The 18,086-nt window shown below is 71.0% G+C and carries 13 protein-coding genes; 4 read left to right on the top strand and 9 right to left on the bottom strand.

The window, feature by feature from the left end; all coding sequences use genetic code 11:
* Both FKV24_RS07655 and ggpS read left to right on the top strand, forming a co-directional pair.
* The coding region (locus FKV24_RS07655; protein ID WP_141481953.1) for an MFS transporter at positions 1 to 578 on the top strand (578 nt) is incomplete at its 5' end.
* Positions 575 to 2,929: a glucosylglycerol-phosphate synthase gene (gene ggpS, locus FKV24_RS07650; RefSeq protein WP_249040958.1), complete on the top strand. Its 2,355-nt coding sequence runs from the start codon at positions 575 to 577 to the stop codon at positions 2,927 to 2,929. The genes FKV24_RS07655 and ggpS, both read left to right, overlap by 4 nt.
* 33 nt (positions 2,930 to 2,962) lie before the next feature.
* On the opposite strand, the gene FKV24_RS07645 is transcribed toward ggpS, so the two are convergent.
* From FKV24_RS07645 to FKV24_RS07635, 3 genes are all read right to left on the bottom strand, one after another.
* Positions 2,963 to 4,510, bottom strand: a complete 1,548-nt coding sequence (locus tag FKV24_RS07645) for a sodium:solute symporter family transporter (RefSeq protein WP_141481952.1) — start codon at positions 4,508 to 4,510, stop codon at positions 2,963 to 2,965.
* Positions 4,511 to 4,616: 106 nt separating this feature from the next.
* A complete protein-coding gene (locus FKV24_RS07640) occupies positions 4,617 to 5,837 on the bottom strand; it encodes a cation:proton antiporter (RefSeq protein WP_111267261.1) in 1,221 nt (406 codons plus the stop codon).
* Positions 5,838 to 5,982: 145 nt separating this feature from the next.
* Positions 5,983 to 7,857 (bottom strand): ABC-F family ATP-binding cassette domain-containing protein, encoded by a 1,875-nt coding sequence (locus FKV24_RS07635; RefSeq protein ID WP_141481951.1) that lies wholly within the window; start codon positions 7,855 to 7,857, stop codon positions 5,983 to 5,985.
* Positions 7,858 to 8,021: 164 nt separating this feature from the next.
* Here FKV24_RS07635 and FKV24_RS07630 point away from each other — a divergent pair, with 164 nt between their 5' ends.
* Both FKV24_RS07630 and ybaL read left to right on the top strand, forming a co-directional pair.
* On the top strand, positions 8,022 to 10,433 hold the full coding sequence (locus FKV24_RS07630) for a TonB-dependent receptor plug domain-containing protein (protein ID WP_141481950.1): 2,412 nt from the start codon (positions 8,022 to 8,024) through the stop codon (positions 10,431 to 10,433).
* A gap of 248 nt (positions 10,434 to 10,681) precedes the next feature.
* Complete coding sequence (ybaL, locus tag FKV24_RS07625) at positions 10,682 to 12,370, top strand: YbaL family putative K(+) efflux transporter (protein ID WP_141481949.1); 1,689 nt, start codon at positions 10,682 to 10,684, stop codon at positions 12,368 to 12,370.
* 48 nt (positions 12,371 to 12,418) lie between these two features.
* Here the strand turns inward: ybaL and FKV24_RS07620 are convergent, their stop codons facing one another.
* From FKV24_RS07620 to cobD, 6 genes are all read right to left on the bottom strand, one after another.
* A complete protein-coding gene (locus tag FKV24_RS07620; RefSeq protein ID WP_141481948.1) occupies positions 12,419 to 13,156 on the bottom strand; it encodes an adenosylcobinamide-GDP ribazoletransferase in 738 nt (245 codons plus the stop codon).
* Complete coding sequence (locus tag FKV24_RS07615) at positions 13,153 to 13,773, bottom strand: histidine phosphatase family protein (RefSeq protein ID WP_249040957.1); 621 nt, start codon at positions 13,771 to 13,773, stop codon at positions 13,153 to 13,155. Before FKV24_RS07615 ends, FKV24_RS07620 begins: the two co-directional genes overlap by 4 nt.
* A gap of 23 nt (positions 13,774 to 13,796) precedes the next feature.
* Positions 13,797 to 14,840 (bottom strand): nicotinate-nucleotide--dimethylbenzimidazole phosphoribosyltransferase, encoded by a 1,044-nt coding sequence (gene cobT / locus FKV24_RS07610; RefSeq protein ID WP_141481946.1) that lies wholly within the window; start codon positions 14,838 to 14,840, stop codon positions 13,797 to 13,799.
* Positions 14,841 to 14,923: 83 nt separating this feature from the next.
* The gene (gene cobU / locus FKV24_RS07605) at positions 14,924 to 15,445 is read right to left on the bottom strand and encodes a bifunctional adenosylcobinamide kinase/adenosylcobinamide-phosphate guanylyltransferase (RefSeq protein WP_141481954.1); all 522 of its coding nucleotides are present in this window, start codon (positions 15,443 to 15,445) and stop codon (positions 14,924 to 14,926) included.
* 11 nt (positions 15,446 to 15,456) lie between these two features.
* Positions 15,457 to 16,920, bottom strand: coding sequence for a cobyric acid synthase (locus FKV24_RS07600; RefSeq protein ID WP_141481945.1), 1,464 nt, complete (start codon positions 16,918 to 16,920; stop codon positions 15,457 to 15,459).
* Entirely contained in the window at positions 16,917 to 17,939 is a 1,023-nt protein-coding gene (gene cobD, locus FKV24_RS07595) for a threonine-phosphate decarboxylase CobD (RefSeq protein ID WP_141481944.1), read from the bottom strand. Before cobD ends, FKV24_RS07600 begins: the two co-directional genes overlap by 4 nt.
* Between the last annotated feature and the right edge of the window lie 147 nt (positions 17,940 to 18,086).

Below are 18,086 nucleotides of genomic sequence, written 5' to 3'. Positions count from 1 at the left end.
TGACCATCGTCGGCGGCGCGGCGCTGCAGTGGCCGATCGGACGGCTGTCGGACGGCGGTGACCGCCGCACCACCCTCGCCCTGGTCTGCCTGCTGGCCGCCGCCGCGGCGGTCGTGATGATGCTGCCGGCCGGGCGCTCCGGCCCGCTCCTGTACGCGCTGTTCTTTGCCTTCGGCGGCCTCGCCTTCGCGATCTACCCGATCTGCATGGCTCACCTGCTCGACCACCTGCCGCCCGAGGACACCCTGTCGGCCGGCAGCAGCCTGTTGCTGCTCAACGGCATCGGCTCGGCGATCGGACCGGCCCTGGCCGGCGTGGCGATGACCCGCATCGGACCCGACGCGCTGCCGGGCTTCTTCGCCGCGACCCTGGGCGCCACCGCGCTGATCGCCGGCGGCCGGCGCCTGCTGCGCCGCCGCGATCTCGAACACCCGGTCGCCTTCCAGGCCATGCTGCGGACCACACCGACCGCGTTTGAGCTGTTGCCGGACGCCCAGTCCGACAGCGACGACGACCCTGCCGGGGACGGACCTTCGTCCTCGCCCCAAGACATCGCCCCCACCAAGGAAATCCATTGACCCAGAAAGACCCCCAGACACTTTCCCCAACCCCGCCCACGGGCACGCCGGCCGCCGGCCGCCTGCCCAAGCTGATGCTGGCCACCGACCTGGACGGCACCTTCCTGGCCGGCAGCGCCGAGCACCGCCAGCACCTGTATCGCCTGGTCGACCGCCACCCCGAGATCCGCCTGGTGTTCGTCACCGGCCGCGGCCTGGAGGCGGTGATGCCGCTGCTGTCGGACCCGACCCTGCCCCGCCCCGACTACGTGATCTGCGACGTCGGCGCGACCGTGGTCGATGGCCACAGCCTGCAACCGGTGCAGCCGCTGCAGGCGTCCATCGACGCACGCTGGCCGGGCGAACACGTGGTCGCCGACCTGATCGACGACTTTCCCGGCCTGGTCCGCCAGGACGTGCCGCAGGAGCGCCGCTGCTCGTACTTCTGCGAGCCCAGGGCGCTGGCGAAGGTCCGCGACGATGTCGAGGCCGCCGCCGCCACGCTCGGCTGCTCGGTGCTGTACTCGGCCGACCGCTATCTCGACATCCTGCCGCCTGGCACCGACAAGGGACGCACCCTGGCCGCGCTGGCCGACCAGCTCGGGATCCCGGGCGCGCGGGTGCTGGTCGCCGGCGACACCCTCAACGACCTGTCGATGTTCACCGCCGGCTTCCAGGGCGTGGCGGTCGGCGAGTCGGAGAAGGCGCTGACCCGCGCCACCCGCCAGCTCGCCAACGTGATGCACGCCAAGGCGCCCGGCTGCGGCGGCATTCTCGAGGCGATCCGCCAGTTCAAGCTGCTGCCGGAGGAAGAGCTCCAGCTCAGCACCCCGGCCTCGCTGAAATTCGGCAAGTCCGAACTGGTGATGGTCTACCACCGGCTGCCGTACGAGGAATACCTCGAGGACGGCCAGGTCAAACGCCGCCAGCCGCGCTCGCCCAACGGCATCATCCCCAGCCTGCTGGGCTTCTTCAGTGGCGGCCGCAAGGGCTCGTGGGTCGCCTGGAGCATCGACGACCCGAAATCGGGGCGGCCGTTCCAGAGCCACACCACGGTCGATACCGAGCTCTACCCCAACCTCACCGCGGCCCGGGTCAAGCTGAGCAAGTCCGAGGTCGATGCGTTCTACAAGCGCTTTTCCAAGGAAGCGTTCTGGCCGATGCTGCACACCTTCTGGGAGCGCGCGCGCTTCCGCGAGGAGGACTGGCGGACCTTCCTCAAGGTCAACCGCAAGTTCGCCGAGGCCGCCGCCGCCGAGTCCGCGCACGGCGCGACGGTGTGGCTGCACGACTACAACCTGTGGATGGTGCCGGCCTTCCTGCGCGAACTGCGGCCGGACCTGAAGATCGCCTTCTTCCATCACACCTACTTCCCGTCCGCCGATGTCTTCAACGTGGTGCCGTGGCGCCGCGACATCCTCGGCAGCCTGCTGCAGTGCGACTACATCGGCTTCCACATCCCGCGCCAGGTCGAGAACTTCGTCGACGTGGTCCGCGGTGCGATGCCGTTCGAGACCGTATCGCGCGAGAGCTGCGCGCCGCGCTTCCTGACCTACGGCTGCGCGGTCGGGCTGGACCGAATGACCACCGCGATCCGGGTCGGCGACCGCCAGGTCGCGCTGGGCGCGCATCCGGTCGGCACCGACATGGGCCGCATCCGCGGGATGCTGGCGCGCGAGGACGTGCGCGACCGCATCGATCGGATCCGCGAGGAGTTCGACGGCCGCAAGCTGGTGCTGTCGATCGAGCGGCTGGACTACACCAAGGGCACGCTGGAGAAGCTGCTGGCGTTCGAGAAAATCCTCGAACAGCGCCCCGAGCTGCGCGGCACCGTCACCCTGCTGATGGTGTGCGTGCCGGCGGCGCAGGAGATGACCGTCTACCGCCAGCTGCAGACCCAGATCGAACAGGCGGTCGGCCGCATCAACGGCCGCCACGCGCAGCTGGACTGGACCCCGGTGCGCTTCTTCGCCCGTGGCCTGCCCTTCGACGAGGTCGTCGCCCACTACGCCGCCGCCGACGTGATGTGGATCACCCCGCTGCGCGACGGCCTCAACCTGGTGTCGAAGGAGTTCATCGCCGCCCACGGGGTCGAAGACAGCGCCGGCGTGCTGGTGCTGTCGGAATTCGCCGGCGCCGCCGCCGAACTCAAGGGCGCGGTACTGACCAACCCGCACGACACCGCCGACCTGATGCTGGGACTGGAGCACGCCTTGGCGATGCCGGCCGACGAGGCCGAATCGCGGCAGCGCCAGTTGTTCGACATCGTCAGCCGCTACGACGTCGAGCGCTGGGGCCGCGAGTTCCTAGAAGCGGTCGAGGCCGCCGGCAGCGGCCAGCGTTCGCACGTCTACGAACTGGAACGGGACTGAGACGGACGACCGGCGCGCACCGACGCGCGCCGGTCACCAGAACGCCAGCACCAGCGCGGCGGTCAGCGCGGTCACGACCGCCGCGCCCCAGCGCACGCCCGCGCGGACCCGCGGTGCGGCGCCGGCATCGACCGCAGCCAGATGATCCGGTGCCGGCCGCTGGGTGCTGGACGCCTGCCACAGCCATGCCGCCAGCACGGTCGCCGCCAGCAACGCACCGGCGACGATGGTGAAATGGATGTCCAGCCAGCCCAGCTGGGTGGCGACGAACCAGGCCGCGCTGAGCGCGTGCCCGCTGACCAACGCGCGCAGCGCCGGTCCCGCCGCCAACCGTTTCCACCACAGCCCCAGCACGAACACCGCGACCAGCGGCGGGGTCACGTAGGCGAAGGTCTGCTGCAGATAGGCGAACAGGCCCGGGAAGTTGTCGATCATCGGCGCCCAGGCGGCGGCCAGCGCCATCAGCAGCAGGGTCGTGGTGCGGCCGATCCGCGCCAGCGCGCGGGTATCCAGGCCGGGCCGGCGGGGTTCGATGAAGTCGAGGGTGATCAGGGTCGAGGCCGAGTTCAACGCCGAGTCGACCGAGGACATGATCGCCGCCAGCAGGCCGGCCAGGACCAGGCCCGCCAGCCCCACCGGGGCGTACTCGGCCAGCAGCCGCGCGAACACCTCGTCGCCGCGCTGCAGATCCGGCAGCAATGCGATCGCCATCGCCCCGGGCAGCACCATCAGGAACAGCGGCAGCAGCTTGAGCAGGGCGGCCAGGATCGCGCCCCCGCCGGCGGCATCGACGCTGCGCGCCCCCAGCAGCCGCTGGCTGACGTACTGGTTCATCGTCCAGTAGTAGAAGCCCAGGATCGGCAACCCGATCAGGGTGCCCAGCCACGGCAGGTCGGGATCGTCGAGCGGCCGGATCAGCGACATGTGGTCGGCCGGTACCGCCGCGACCACCTTCGCCCAGGAATAGTCGAACTCGGCGAACACCAGCACCGTCAGCACCGCCGATCCCAGCAGCAGCACGACCGACTGCAGCACGTCGGTATAGACCACCGCGCGCAGGCCGCCGGCGGCGGTGTAGAGGCCGGCGAACAGCGCGATCGCGACGATCGTCTCGACCAGCGGCAGCGCCGGGAAGAACACCTTCAGCACCACCGCGCCCGCGTACAGGCTGCCGGCGGTATCGAGCACGATCGACAGGAACACGCTGACCGCCGACAGGTACTTGCGCAGGCGCGCGTCGAAGCGCCGTTCCAGCAGCTCGGGGATCGTGGTCAAGCGGTTGCCCAGCAGCACCGGCACCACGAACAGGGCCGAGAACAGCAGCACCAGCGCCGCCATCCACTCGTAGTTGGCGACCGCGATGCCGGACGACCAGGCCGCGCCGGGCAGACCGATCAGGGTCGTCGAGGAGATGTTCGAGGCGAACAGCGACAGGCCGACCACCCCGGCGCCGAGGGTGCGTCCGGCGAGGAACAATTCGTCCGAATCAGGACTGCGTCGCGACACCCGCGCGCAGACCACGATGACAACCACCACGTACGCCGCCAACACGACGTAATCGAGCGTGTGCAGCGCTCCCATCCCACCTTCCGTGCACGAACCGCCTTTTACCGAAACACGGCGCGATGCGGTTCGTCAAACCGCGGACGCCGGATACGGCGGTCCGGCACGACAGCGCGCGCGACCGTCAGCCGGTGATCTCCGGCCGCCTGGGCGGACTGGCGCGACGCTCGCCGGCGATCGCGTCCTCCGGATGCACCGGCGGCTTGCGCTGGTCCAGCGGATCGACGTCGAACGGCGCGCGCAGCACCAGCGACGGCAGGATCGTGGTCAGGGTCGCGTACAGCAGCAGCGCGCCGAACAACTCGTCGGCCAGGGCGAAGCGATCGCGGAGGATGCCGGCCAGCACCAGGGTGAAGATCAGCGTCGGCGCCAGCGAGATCGACACCCGCAGGCTGCTGCGGTTGTCCTCGCCGAAGATGAAACGGCGCTGCGTCCACACCGTGCCGATCCGGAACGGCAGCACCACCGCGGTCAATGCCAGTCCCAGCCCCAACGCCTGCCAGCTCAGGGCCCCCTCGGGCACCTTGGTGCCGGCGTTGAAGAAGTAGAACGGCACGAAGAAGGTCGCGAACAGGCGCACCGCGTGCAGGTTCTGGCTCGACGCCAGGCGCGGCATGCGGATCCGCAGCAGGCGCGCGATCAGGCCGGCCACGAACGCGCCGACCAGGTAGTAGACGCCAAGCTTGGCGGTGGCGAACGCGGCGACCAGGCCGACCATCACCAGCAGCGAGAATTCCGAGCCCGGCGCATGCGGCACCACCCAGCGGCCGAAGGCGATGAACAGCAGCGGCAGGCCGATCAGCATCGCCACCAGCGCCAGCGACGACAGCCCGAGATGGACCGGATCGTTGGCCTGCAGCACGACGAACAGCACCACCAGCGCGAACAGCTCACCGGCGATCGCCTTGCTGGTCACCCAGAAGCGCTCGCCCTCGTCCAGGCCCAGCCGCTCCAGGGTGTCGAGGATGAAGCCGGTCGACGGCGTCATCAGCGCCAGCGCCAGCAGGGTCGCCGGGCGCCAGTCCAGCTCGAAGTAGCGCCACGCCAGCCAGGTCACGCCGCACAGCGCCAGGGTGCGGATCGCCAGGTGCGCCAGCAGCGGCCGCAGGCCCTTGCGCAGCGCGCCGGGATCGACCTCCAGGCCGGCGAACAGGAACAGCGAGGAGATGCCCAGCGTCGCCAGCCAGCCCACCAGCGGGTCGTGCGACTGATCGCCCCAGGCCAGCATCGCGACGACGCCGAACAGCAGGCAGGTCAGCGGCGCCGGGATCTTGAACCGCTGCAGCGCGCGCGGCACCACCAGCAGGCCGAAGATCAGTACCAGGTAGATCAGTTCGTTTCGCATCGAGACCTCGATTGGCTTGCGTGGGGACGGCGGCTTCCCGCGGCATCGCCGCCGGACGTGATCGCGATCACAAGGCGCGGCACTATAGCCGCGACCGGATCAACACCGCATCCAGGGCGCGGAGGCCGCGCCCACCCGGCCGGACTCAGGCGGCATCGTAGAGCGACAACCACGCCGCCTCGGCCTCGGCCAGCTGCGCCGCCAGCGTTTCGCGATCGCGGCTCAGCTCGGCGGCGCGTCCACTGCCGTCGCCGTAGTTGTCCGGGTTGGCCAGATCGGCATCGATCTGCTTCAGCTTCTGCTCCAGCTCCGCCACCCGCGCCTCGGCCTGGGCCAGCTTGACCGGATTGGCCTTGCGCGGCTTCGCCGCCGGTTCCGGCGCCGGCGCCTGCGCCTGGCCGGTCTTGCGGCGGCCGCCCTTGCCGTCCTCGGAGGCATCGCGGCTGCGCAGCCACGCCGCGTACTCGTCGAGGTCGCCGTCGAACGGTTGCGCCTGGCCGTCGGCGACGCGGCAGAAGCTGTCGCAGACCAGGCCGATCAGGTGCCGGTCGTGGCTGACCAGCACGATCGCGCCATCGAAGTCGGCCAGCGCCTCGGCCAGCGCCTCGCGCATGTCCAGGTCGAGGTGGTTGGTCGGCTCGTCGAGCAGCATGACGTTGGGCTTGCGCCAGGCGATCAGGGCCAGCGCCAGCCGCGCGCGCTCGCCGCCGGAGAAGCCGTCGACCGGCTCGAACGCGCGGTTGCCGGGGAAGTTCCACTTGCCGAGGAAGTCGCGCAACTGCTGGGTCGCCACGCCCGGCGCGATGTCGCCGAGATGATCGATCGGGCTGCGGCCCTCGTGCAGCGACTCGACCGTGTGCTGGGCGAAGTAGCCGATCCGCAGGTCCGGGTGGCCGCTGCGCTCTCCGGCCAGCAACGGCAGCTCGCCGACCAGCGACTTGACCAGGGTCGACTTGCCGGCGCCGTTCGGGCCCAGCAGCGCGACCCGGTCGCCGGCTTCGAGGATGAAGCCCACCTGGTCGAGGATCTGCGCATGGCCGCCGTCGGCCAGCGCGTAGCCGCAGTCGGCATCGGTCAGCCGCAGCAACGCATGCGGCAGCTTGTCCGGCGCCGGAAGATCGATCCGCAGCGCGCGCTCGACCCGCACCGCCTCGGTGCCGGCCAGCTTGGCCAGGCGCTTGACCCGGCTCTGCGCCTGCTTGGCCTTGCTGGCCTTGGCCTTGAACCGGTCGATGAAGCTCTGCAGGTGTTCGCGCTCGGCCTGTTCCTTCTCGAACGCGATCTGTTGCTGGCGCAGGTGTTCGGCGCGCTGGCGCTCGAACGCGGTGTAGTCGCCGGTATACAGCCGGGCCTTGCCGTCGTGCAGGTGCAGGGTATGGGTCGACAGGCCGTCGAGGAATTCGCGGTCGTGGCTGATCAGCAGCAGGGTGCCGGGATACTTCAACAGCCACTGCTCCAGCCACAGCACCGCGTCGAGGTCGAGGTGGTTGGTCGGCTCGTCGAGCAGCAGCAGGTCGCTGGGCATCATCAGCGCGCGCGCCAGGTTCAGGCGCACCCGCCAGCCACCGGAGAACGCCTTGACCGGGCGGTCGTGGGTGTCGGCGGAGAAGCCCAGGCCATGCAGCAGCTTGCCGGCGCGGGCGCTGGCGTCGTAGCCGTTGAGCGCTTCCAGGCGCTGGTGCGCCTCGGCGACCGCCTCCCAGTCCTCGTTGGCGAAGGCATTGGCCTCGGCCTGGATCGCCGCGTGCACCTCGGCGTCGCCGGACAACACGAAGTCCAGCGCGGTGTCGTCCAGCGCCGGGGTTTCCTGGGCGACGCTGGCGATGCGGACCCGGTTGGGCACGTCGATGTCCCCGGCATCGGCCTCGACCTCGCCGCGGATCGCCGCGAACAGCGAGGACTTGCCGGTGCCGTTGCGGCCGATCACACCGACCCGCCAGCCCGCGTGCAGGGCCAGGTCGACATTGGACAGAAGCAGGCGTTCGCCGCGCCGCAGGGCGAAATTTCGAAAAGCAATCACAAGGAGACCGGGCGTAGCCGAATGCAGGGACGGGCAGTTTATCGGCAGGGTGTCGCAGAACGCTTGTTAAAAAAATGTTGACATCGCTGTCACGCCACTGTAATCGGATATTGCTGCAAAGCAACACGCCACACTCAGTCAAACGGATCCTGCCTGGAGTTGTCATGAATCGACCGCTGTCTCCCCCGCTCCCCTCCCCGTCGCACCTCGCACTGGCCCTCGCGCTTGCCCTCGCCGCCCCGGCCGCGTTCGCGCAGGATGCCGAAGGCGATGCCCGCACCACCCTCGACACCCTGATCGTCACCGGTACCCGGGTCGCCGACCGCACCGTCGCCGAGTCGACCGCGCCGATCGACATCATCACCCCCGAGGTGCTGGAAGCCACCGGCACCGTCGAGCTGGCGACCGCACTCTCGCGTGCCGTCCCTTCGCTGAACTTCCCGCGCCCGGCGATCACCGACGGCACCGACGCGGTGCGCCCGGCGCAGCTGCGCGGCCTCTCGCCCGACCACGTGCTGGTGCTGGTGAACGGCAAGCGCTATCACCCCGGCGCCCTGGTCAACGTCAACGGTTCGCAGGGCCGCGGCTCGTCCCCCGCCGACCTCAACTCGATTCCGATCTCGGCGATCGCGCGGGTCGAAGTGCTGCGCGACGGCGCCTCCGCCCAATACGGTTCGGACGCGATCGCCGGCGTGGTCAACGTCGTCCTCAAGAGCAGCGACAGCGGCGGCGGCATCGTCGCCACCGTCGGCCAGTACAGCGCCGGCGACGGCCAGCAGTACCAGCTCGCGGGCGATGCCGGCTTCGGCCTGGGCGCCGACGGCTTCGTCCATTTCGCCGCCCAGGGCGGACACCAGGACCAGACCGACCGTGCGCGCCCCTACATCGGCACGCCGAGCCCAAGCTCGGCGCCGCTGGGCAAGGTCGTGCAGCGCTACGGCGATCCGGAGATCGACGACGGCGCGTTCTCCTACAACGGCGGCTACCGCATCGCCGACGCGCTGGAGTTCTATTCCTACGGCATCTTCACCAAGCGCGAGGTGCTGTCGAACGGCTACTTCCGCCCCGCCGGCGACTCGCGCAACATCCCCGAGATCTACCCCAACGGCTTCCTGCCGCAGATCTACAACGAGTCCGAGGACACCCAGTTCGTCGCCGGCCTGGAGGCCACCACCGCCGGCGGCACCGACGTCGACTTCAGCTATGCCTACGGCAGCAACGACCTCAGCTTCGACGTACGCAACTCGCTCAACCGCAGCATCGGCCCCAGCTCGCAGACGAACTTCCACGCCGGCGAACTGGAGCTGACCCAGCACGTGTTGAACCTGGACTTCAACAAGCTGCTCGACTGGGGCCTAGCCTACCCGCTGACCCTGTCCTACGGCGCCGAGTGGCGCGGCGAGGAATTCACCCAGTCGCCGGGCGAGCCGGCGTCCTACATCAACGGCGGCGAACTGCTGCCCAGCGGCGCGCCCGCGCCTTCGGGGTCGCAGGTGTTCCCGGGCTTCCGTCCCGGCGACAGCGGCAGCTTCGATCGCCACAACCTGTCGTTCTACGCGGGCCTGGAGGGCGACCTGACCGACAGGCTGTCGATGGGCGTGGCCGCGCGCTACGAGGACTACAGCGACTTCGGCGACACCACCACCGGCAAGGTCACCGCGCGCTACGCGTTCACCGACACGGTCGCGCTGCGCGGCACGGTGTCCACCGGCTTCCACGCGCCGTCGCTGCAGCAGCAGTTCTACCAGACCACCTCGACCAACTTCATCGGCGGCGTGCCGTTCGACATCGCCACCTTCCGCACCAACCACCCGGCGGCGATCGCGCTCGGCGCCGAGCCGCTGAAGGCCGAGGAGTCGACCAACTACAGCCTGGGCCTGGTGCTGCAGCCCGCCGACGGTCTGTACGTCACCATCGACGCCTACCGGATCGAGGTCGACGACCGCATCACGCTGTCGGAGAACCTGATCAGCACGCCGGTGCGCGACTACCTCAACGCCAACGGCTTCCCGGCGATCGCCGGCGGTCGCTACTTCACCAACGCCATCGACACCACCACCGACGGCGTCGACGTGGTCGCGACCTATGCCTGGGCGTTGCCGTCCAGCAGCCTCGACCTGACCGCGGGCCTGAACTACAACAAGACCCGTATCGACAAGGTCGCGGCCAACCCCGCCGCGCTGGAGGCGATCGACCCGGACGCGGTGCGCTTCGGCCGGGTCGAGCTGGGCCGGTTCGAGGTCGGCGCGCCGCGCGACAAGTTCTTCCTCGGCGGGGTCTGGAACGTCGCTTCGTTCAGCTTCGGCGCCAACCTGACCCGCTACGGTGAGTTCACCGTGCGCAACGCCGATCCCGCCCGCGACCAGACCTTCGATCCGGAGTGGACGCTGGACCTGTCGGCGACCTATCGACTCGACCGCTGGGAGTTCACCCTCGGCGGCGACAACGTGCTCAACGAGTATCCGGACGAGGTGATCTACCCCAATTCCACCTCCGGCCAGCTGCCGTACAGCGGGTCCTCGCCGTTCGGCTTCAACGGCGCCTTCGCCTACGCGCGGGTCGGCTACAAGTGGTGAGCCCGCTGCGCGGGCATCGGCCGCGGCGGCGAACGCCGTCCACCGTCGCCACGGCCTGACCTGGACGCCCCGCATCGCGGGGCGTCTTTCCGTGCGGCCGGCGAACATGCCGGCCGCGGCCATCGCCACCATTCCGTGACAACGGCCGGCTTATCCTGTCCGCCGGCCTCATCGCCGCGGCCATGCGGGCCCGGCCTGGCGCCGGCGCCCTTGCCGTACCCCGCCGCACGCCCCCGACTGGAGATTCGATGCACCACACCTCGCTGATCGCCCTGCTCGTCGGAGCCTTCGTGCTGGCCTTCGCCCTCGGCGCGATCGCGCACCGCCTGCGGCTGTCGCCGCTGGTCGGTTACCTGCTGGCCGGCGTGGTCGTGGGGCCGTTCACCCCCGGCTTCGTCGGCGACCAGACCCTGGCCCCGCAGCTGGCCGAGATCGGCGTGATCCTGCTGATGTTCGGTGTCGGCCTGCACTTCTCGCTGCGCGACCTGCTCGAGGTCAAGGCGATCGCGGTGCCGGGCGCGCTGCTGCGGATCGCCTTCACCACCGTGCTGGGCTGGGGCTTCGGCCAGGTGCTGGGGTGGTCGCACGGCGCCGGCATCGTGTTCGGTCTGTCGCTGTCGGTCGCCAGTACCGTGGTGCTGCTGCGCACCCTGGAGGACTGGCGCCTGATCGAGAGCGAGAAGGGCCGCATCGCGATCGGCTGGGTCATCGTCGAGGACGTGGCGATGGTGCTGGCCCTGGTGCTGCTGCCGGCCTTCGCCGACGTGCTGCGCGGCGCCGAGGGCGGCGAATCGCCGTCGGTGGTCTACGTGCTGACCTCGACCTTCATCAAGGTCGGCGCCTTCCTCGCCTTCATGCTGCTGATCGGCCGGCGGGTGATCCCGTGGATCCTCGAGCGCGTCGCCGGCACCGGTTCGCGCGAGCTGTTCACCCTGTGCGTGCTGGCGATCGCGCTGGGCGTGGCGTTCGGATCGGCGGAGATGTTCGGCGTCTCGTTCGCGCTGGGCGCGTTCTTCGCCGGCATGCTGCTGAACGAATCGGAGTTCAGCCACAAGGCGGCCAACGAGACCCTGCCCCTGCGCGACGCCTTCGCGGTGCTGTTCTTCGTCTCGGTCGGCATGCTGTTCGACCCGTGGATCATCACCGAACGCCCCTTGCAGGTGCTGGCGACCGTGCTGGTCATCGTGGTCGGCAAGTCGGTGGCGGTGTGGGCGATCGTGCGCGCGATGGGCAAGCCCAACACGACCGCGCTGACGATCACCGCCAGCCTGGCCCAGATCGGCGAATTCTCGTTCATCCTCGCCGGCCTCGGCCTGCAGCTGGAGCTGCTGCCCGAGGAAGGCCAGGACCTGATCCTGGCCGGCGCATTGATCTCGATCGTGATCAACCCGGTGCTGTTCGGTTGGATGCTCCGCCGCGAGCGCCGCGCCAGCGAGGAGCGGGTCCAGGTCGCGCCGCCCCAGGTCAGCCCGCCGATTCCCGAGGACCTCAGCGGCCACGTGATCCTGATCGGCTTCGGGCGGGTCGGCAGCGAGCTCGGCCGCCTGCTGCAGGCGCAGAAGGTGCCGCTGGTGGTGATCGACGGCGAGGACGACCTGGTCGAACACGCGCGCGCCGCCGGGCTGCCATCGATCCGCGGCAATGCCGCCAACGAGCGGGTGCTGGCCGAAGCGCGCCCGCAGAGCGCCAACACGGTGATGCTGGCGATCCCCAACGTGCTGGAGGCCGGCGAGATCATCGCCCACCTGCGCGGGATCAACCCCGGACTGACCATCGTCGCCCGCGCCCACAGCGACAACGAGGTCAAGCACCTGCTCGAACACGGCGCCGACGGCGCGGTGATGGCCGAGCGCGAACTGGCCCACAGCCTCGCCGAGATGGTGATGGCGACCCCGGCCTTCCGCGGCGACCGCCATCTGCCGCCGGCCTCGGCCTGATCGACCGCGCAACGACACGCCCGGAAGAAACGCCGCGACCGACCCGGCTCAGGGCATCGCCGCCGCCGACCAGGCCAGCGCGACCAGGACCGCGGTCTCGGTCAGCTCCGCCAGCGCTCCGCAGGTGTCGCCGGTCATGCCGCCGAGCCGGCGCAGGCAGGCGCGGCGCCAGAGCAGGAACACCAGCGCCGCGGCCAGCAACGCGATGCCGCCGGCCACGGCGAACGCGGCGGCGGCGACCAGGGTCAGCAGCAGCGCGATCGCAACCGGAATGCGCGCCGCCTCCACCAGCGCCGAGCCCATGCCGTTGGCGCGGACATAGGGCGTGCCGACGAAGGCCAGCGCCAGCGCCGCCCGCGCCAGCACCGGGGCCAGCAGCCAGGCGCGGTCGGCGCCCGCCAGCAGCGTCGCCAGTGCCGCGAACTTCAGCAGCAGCACCAGCGCCAGCGCGGTGACCCCGGCCGGCCCGCAACGCGGGTCCTTCATGATCGCCAGGGTGCGGTCGCGGTCGCCGAGTCCGCCGATCCAGGCGTCGGCGCTGTCGGCCAGGCCGTCCAGATGCAGGGCGCCGGTCAGCAACACCCACGCGGCCAGCACCAGCGCCGCCGCCAGCAACGGCGACTTCGCCGGCACCAGCGCGGCCAGTACCGCCAGCAACGCGGCGATCAGCGCACCGGCCAACGGGTACCAGGGCAGCGAGCGCGCCTGCGCGCCGGCGCGTTCGAACACGGCGACCGGCACCGGGATCCGGGTCAGGAAACCGATCGCAACCAGCAGTCCGCTCATCGCGCGCGGATCCCATCGTCCGCCGGCGATACCCGCCCGTCGCGCAGGCGATGCAGGGATGCGTGCGGCACCTCCAGCGATGCCATCCGCGACCAGGGCAGCCCCAGCGCCCGGCACGTCAGCAAGCGGATCACCCCGCCGTGGGTGACGACCAGCACGCGACGGCCGTCGAAGGCGTTCGCGACATCGGCCAGTGCCGCGCGCACCCGCGCGTCGAACTGCGCGATGGTCTCCGCGCCCGGCGGCGGATGCGCCGCCGGATCGGCCCAGAAGCGCGCCAACGCCGCGCCCTGCTTCTCCGCCAGTACCTCCATCGGCACGCCCTGCCAGCGGCCGAAGCGATACTCCGCCAGGCGCGGCTCCAAGCGCAGCGGCACCCCCAGCGCGGTCGCGAACTCGCGGGCGAACAGTGCGCAGCGGCGCAGCGGCGAACTCACCAGCACGTCCCAGCTCCGGCCCGCGACCGCCGCGCGCATCTGCGCCAGGCCCTGCTCGGCCGGCAGGTCGTCGAGCTGTCCGCGAAAGCCGCGGTGACCGGTGTCGCCATGGCGCAGCAGCTCGATACGGGCCGTGTCCGGCGCATCGTCGGCAGCGTCGTCCGCGATCCGGTCGGCCACGGTCCCGGTTCCGCCATCGCCCCTCATGCGGTGGACACCCCGGCCTGCTCGAAGGTCGCCATGTCCGCGTGCAGATCGCAGGCCAGCCGCAACAGCGGCACCGCCACCGCCGCACCGCTGCCCTCGCCCAGGCGCAGGCCGAGTTCGAGCAGCGCACGCGCGTCCAGCGCCTCGAGCAGGCGCCGATGACCGCGCTCGTGCGAACAGTGCGAGAACAGCAGCCACGGGCGCACACCGGGATTGATCCGCACCGCCGCCAGCGCCGCCGCGGTGGCGATGAAGCCGTCGACGATCACCGGCAGTCCGCGCTGCGCGGCGGCGATGTAGGCCCCGGCCAGCGCGGCGATCTCGAAGCCGCCGAGCCGGCCCAGGATATCCAGCGCATCGGTGGCATCGGCATGGCGTTGCAATGCGCGCACGACCACCGCCTGCTTGCGCGCGATGCCGGCGGCATCCAGGCCGGTGCCGGCACCGGCCAGCGACTCGGGCGACTCACCCAGCAACGCGCAGGCCAGCGCGGTGGCCGCGGTGGTGTTGGCGATGCCCATTTCGCCGCCGACGAAGGCGTGCGCGTCGCCGGCGTGCGCACGCGCGAGGCTCTCGGCGCCGGCATGCAGGGCGCGTCGCAATTGCGTGGCGTCCATTGCCGGCGCCTGGCAGAAGTTCGCGGTCTGCTCGGCGATCCACGCCCGGATCACGCCGGGCAAGGGGCCGGGATCGTTGACCGTACCCAGTTGCACGACCTCCAGGGTCGCGCCGAGACGGCGCGCGAGCACGCTGATCGCGGCGCCGCCGTTCGCGAAGTTGCGCACCATCTCGCCGGTCACTGCCTGCGGGAACGCGGACACCGCCTCGGCCGCGACCCCGTGATCGGCGGCGAACACGCTGATCCAGATCCGGTCCAGCCTGGGCCGCTGATGGCCCTGCAAGGCGGCCAGCGCGACCGCGGCATCCTCCAGTGCCCCCAACGCCCCCGGCGGCTTGGTCAGCAACAGTTGGTGCGCCCGCGCCGCTTCGCGGGCGCCGGCGTCCGGCAGCCTGCACGGGCCGTATACGTCGAAATCCATGCCTGTTCCTCCCGTTCTGGTCGCCATCCCGGAGCCGTTTGCCGATGCGCTCCACTGTGTTGCCGCATCCGTCCGCGCGCCGCTCACGGACATGTGCCCTTCAAGGCCATCGGCAGTCCGGCGGCAACGAACAGTACCTGGTCGCAACGCGCGGCAAGCGCCTGGTGCAGGCGGCCGGCCTCGTCGACGAAGCGGCGGCTGAGTTCGCCCATCGGCACCACCCCGAGTCCGACCTCGTTGCCGACCAGCAGCACGCGGCCCGGCAATGAGGGCAGCAGCGCCGACAAGGCCTCGCACTCGCGTTGCAGTCGGCGCGGATCGGGATCGGCGAGCAGGTTGCTCAGCCACAGGGTCAGGCAGTCGACCAGCAGGCAGCGCTCGGCGGCGGCGTGTTCGCGCAGCACCTCGACCAGCGCCAACGGCTCCTCGATGCAGGCCCAGTGCGGCGGTCGCCGCGCGCGGTGGTGGACGATGCGCGCCGCCATCTCGCCGTCGCCGGCCTGCGCGGTCGCGACATAGGTCACCGCCAGACCGCAGTCGTCGGCGAGCCGTTCGGCCAACGCGCTCTTGCCGGAGCGGGCGCCGCCGAGAATCAGGGTGCGCATGCCGGCGACGGTCATCGGACCGGCTCCAGCAATGCGGCCAGGCGCGCGGTATCCAGATGGGCCTCGACCGCGTCGGCCAGGCGCTCGATCGCGGCCTCGCGCAACGCCGCCATGTCCAGCGGCTGCGCAGTCGCCAGACCGGCCCAGCGCAACATCGCCGCCAGCGCCTCGGGGTGGTCGAACAGACCGTGCAGATAGCTGCCGATCACCTGCCCGTCGGCGGACACCGCGCCGTCGTCGCGGCCGTCGTCCAGCCGCGCGAACGGCTGCGTCAGCGCCGGCCCTTCGCTGACCCCGCAATGGATCTCGTAGCCGCGCACCGCCGCCGAATCGTCGGCGAGCCGTCCACTCACGGCGCGCAGTTGCTTGTCCGCCCGCAGGGTCGTCTCCAGCTCCAACCAGCCCAGCCCTTCGCTGGAGCCGGCCGCGCCCTCGATCGCGAGCGGGTCGTGGACCGCGCGGCCGAGCATCTGCAGGCCACCGCAGATCCCGAGCAGGCGACCGCCGTAACGCAGGTGGCGGGCGATGCCATGATCCCAGCCGTGCGCGCGCAACCACGCCAGGTCGGCCCGGGTGGCCTTGCTGCCGGGCAGCACGATCAGATCGCAAGGCGGCACCGGCTCGCCGGGGCCGACGAAGCGCAGATCGACCTGTGGATGCGCGCGCAACGGATCGAAATCGGTGTGGTTGCTGATCCGGGGCAACACCGGCACCGCGACCCGCAGCGTCGCCTCGGGCTTGGCCGGCGCGTCGGTGGGCAACGCGTCCTCGGCCTCCAGGTGCAGCCCATGCAGATACGGCAGCACCCCGAGCACCGGCTTGCCGGTTTCGCGCTCCAGCCAGTCCAGGCCCGACTGCAGCAGCGCGATGTCGCCGCGGAAGCGGTTGATCACGAAGCCGGCGACACGCGCGCGCTCGCTGTCCGACAGCAACGCCAGGGTGCCGACCAGATGCGCGAACACCCCGCCGCGGTCGATGTCGGCGACCAGGATCACCGGACAGTCGACCGCCTCGGCATAGCCCATGTTGGCGATGTCGTTCGCGCGCAGATTGATCTCGGCCGGGCTGCCGGCCCCCTCGACCACCACCGCGTCGAACCCCGCCGCCAGTCGCCGGTGCGAGGCCAGCACCGCGTCGAAGGCGACGCGCTTGTAGTCGTGATAGCCGACCGCGTCCATCTGTCCGATCGCGCGACCGTGCACGATCACCTGGGCGCCCTTGTCGCTGCTGGGCTTGAGCAGGACCGGATTGAAGTCGGTGTGCGGGACCAGCCCGCAGGCCTGCGCCTGCACCGCCTGCGCGCGCCCGATTTCGCCGCCGTCGGCGGTCACCGCCGCGTTCAGGGCCATGTTCTGCGGCTTGAACGGCGCGACCCGCACACCGCGCCGGCGCAGCCAGCGGCACAGCGCGGCGACCACGGTGCTCTTGCCGGCGTCGGAGGTACAGCCCTGCACCATCAGCACCCGCGCACTCATCCGGCCACCTCGCGTCCGCTCATCTCGCTCAGCGCCTCATGCAGACCGCGCTCGAGTCGTTGCCGGGCAGCGGCATCGGCCGGCAGCCCGAAACGCAGGCTCGGCGGCGTCGCCTCGTCGCTGTCGAAGCAACGCACCAGGATGCCGCGCCGCGCCAGCGCATCATGCAGCCGCGTCGCCCGCGGATGCCGACGCCATTGGAAATACGCGCAACCGGCGCCCTCGCTCAAACCGCAGCGGTCCAGCGATTCGCCCAGTTGCGTTCCTGCCCAGATCAGTCGCGTACGTGCGGCGGCCTGCCAGTCGCGGTCGGCCAGGGCCTGCATCAGCACGTGCCGGGTCGGCCCCGACAGCGCCCACGGCCCCAGCCGCTCGCGCAGCGCGTCGAGCAGGCCCGCGCTGGCGCAGGCGAAACCGGCGCGCGCACCGGCCAGGCCGAAGAACTTGCCGATCGAGCGCAACACGACCAGTCCCTCGCGGTCGCTGTCCCCGCACAGGCTGCGCTCGGGGGTCGCGTCGATGAAGGCCTCATCGACCACCAGCCAGCCGCCACGCGACGCCAACCGCGCATGCAGCCCGAGCAGGTCCCCGCGCTGGAACCGCTCCGCGCCCGGGTTGTTGGGATGGATCAGCACCACCACATCCAGACGCTCGGCCGCCTCGAACAGCTGCGCCGCCGACAGGCGCACGACCTCGTGTCCGGCGCGACGCCAGGCCTGCGCATGCTCGGCGTAGCCGGGTGCGATCACCCCGACCCGGCCCGGAGCGCGCAGCCGCGGCAGCGCCTGGATCGCCGCCTGCGAACCGGCGACCGGCAGCAGGTGCGGCGCGCCGTAGTAGCCGCGCGCGACCTCGACCAGGCCATCGTCGTCCTCCGGCAGGCGCTGCCAGACCTCGGCCGGCAGCAACGGGGGCGGCCATCCGAACGGGCTGATGCCGGTCGACAGGTCGAGCCAGTCCGCCAGCGGGATCCGGTAGCGCTCGGCCGCGCACCGCAGGCGTCCGCCGTGTTCAAGCATGACGCGCGGCCTCCGACACGAATGCCAGCAGCAGCGAGGCGACCAGCCACACCGCCACGCCATTGCGGACCAGGGCCAGCGCGCGCCGGATCGAACCGGCATCCGCCGCCGCGCCCTCGCCCAGGAGCGGACGCTCTTCCCAGCGCC

Origin of the sequence: Marilutibacter maris (assembly GCF_006546735.2) — a bacterium.
GTDB lineage: Bacteria > Pseudomonadota > Gammaproteobacteria > Xanthomonadales > Xanthomonadaceae > Marilutibacter > Marilutibacter maris.
This window is presented reverse-complemented; position numbering and strand designations above follow the sequence as displayed.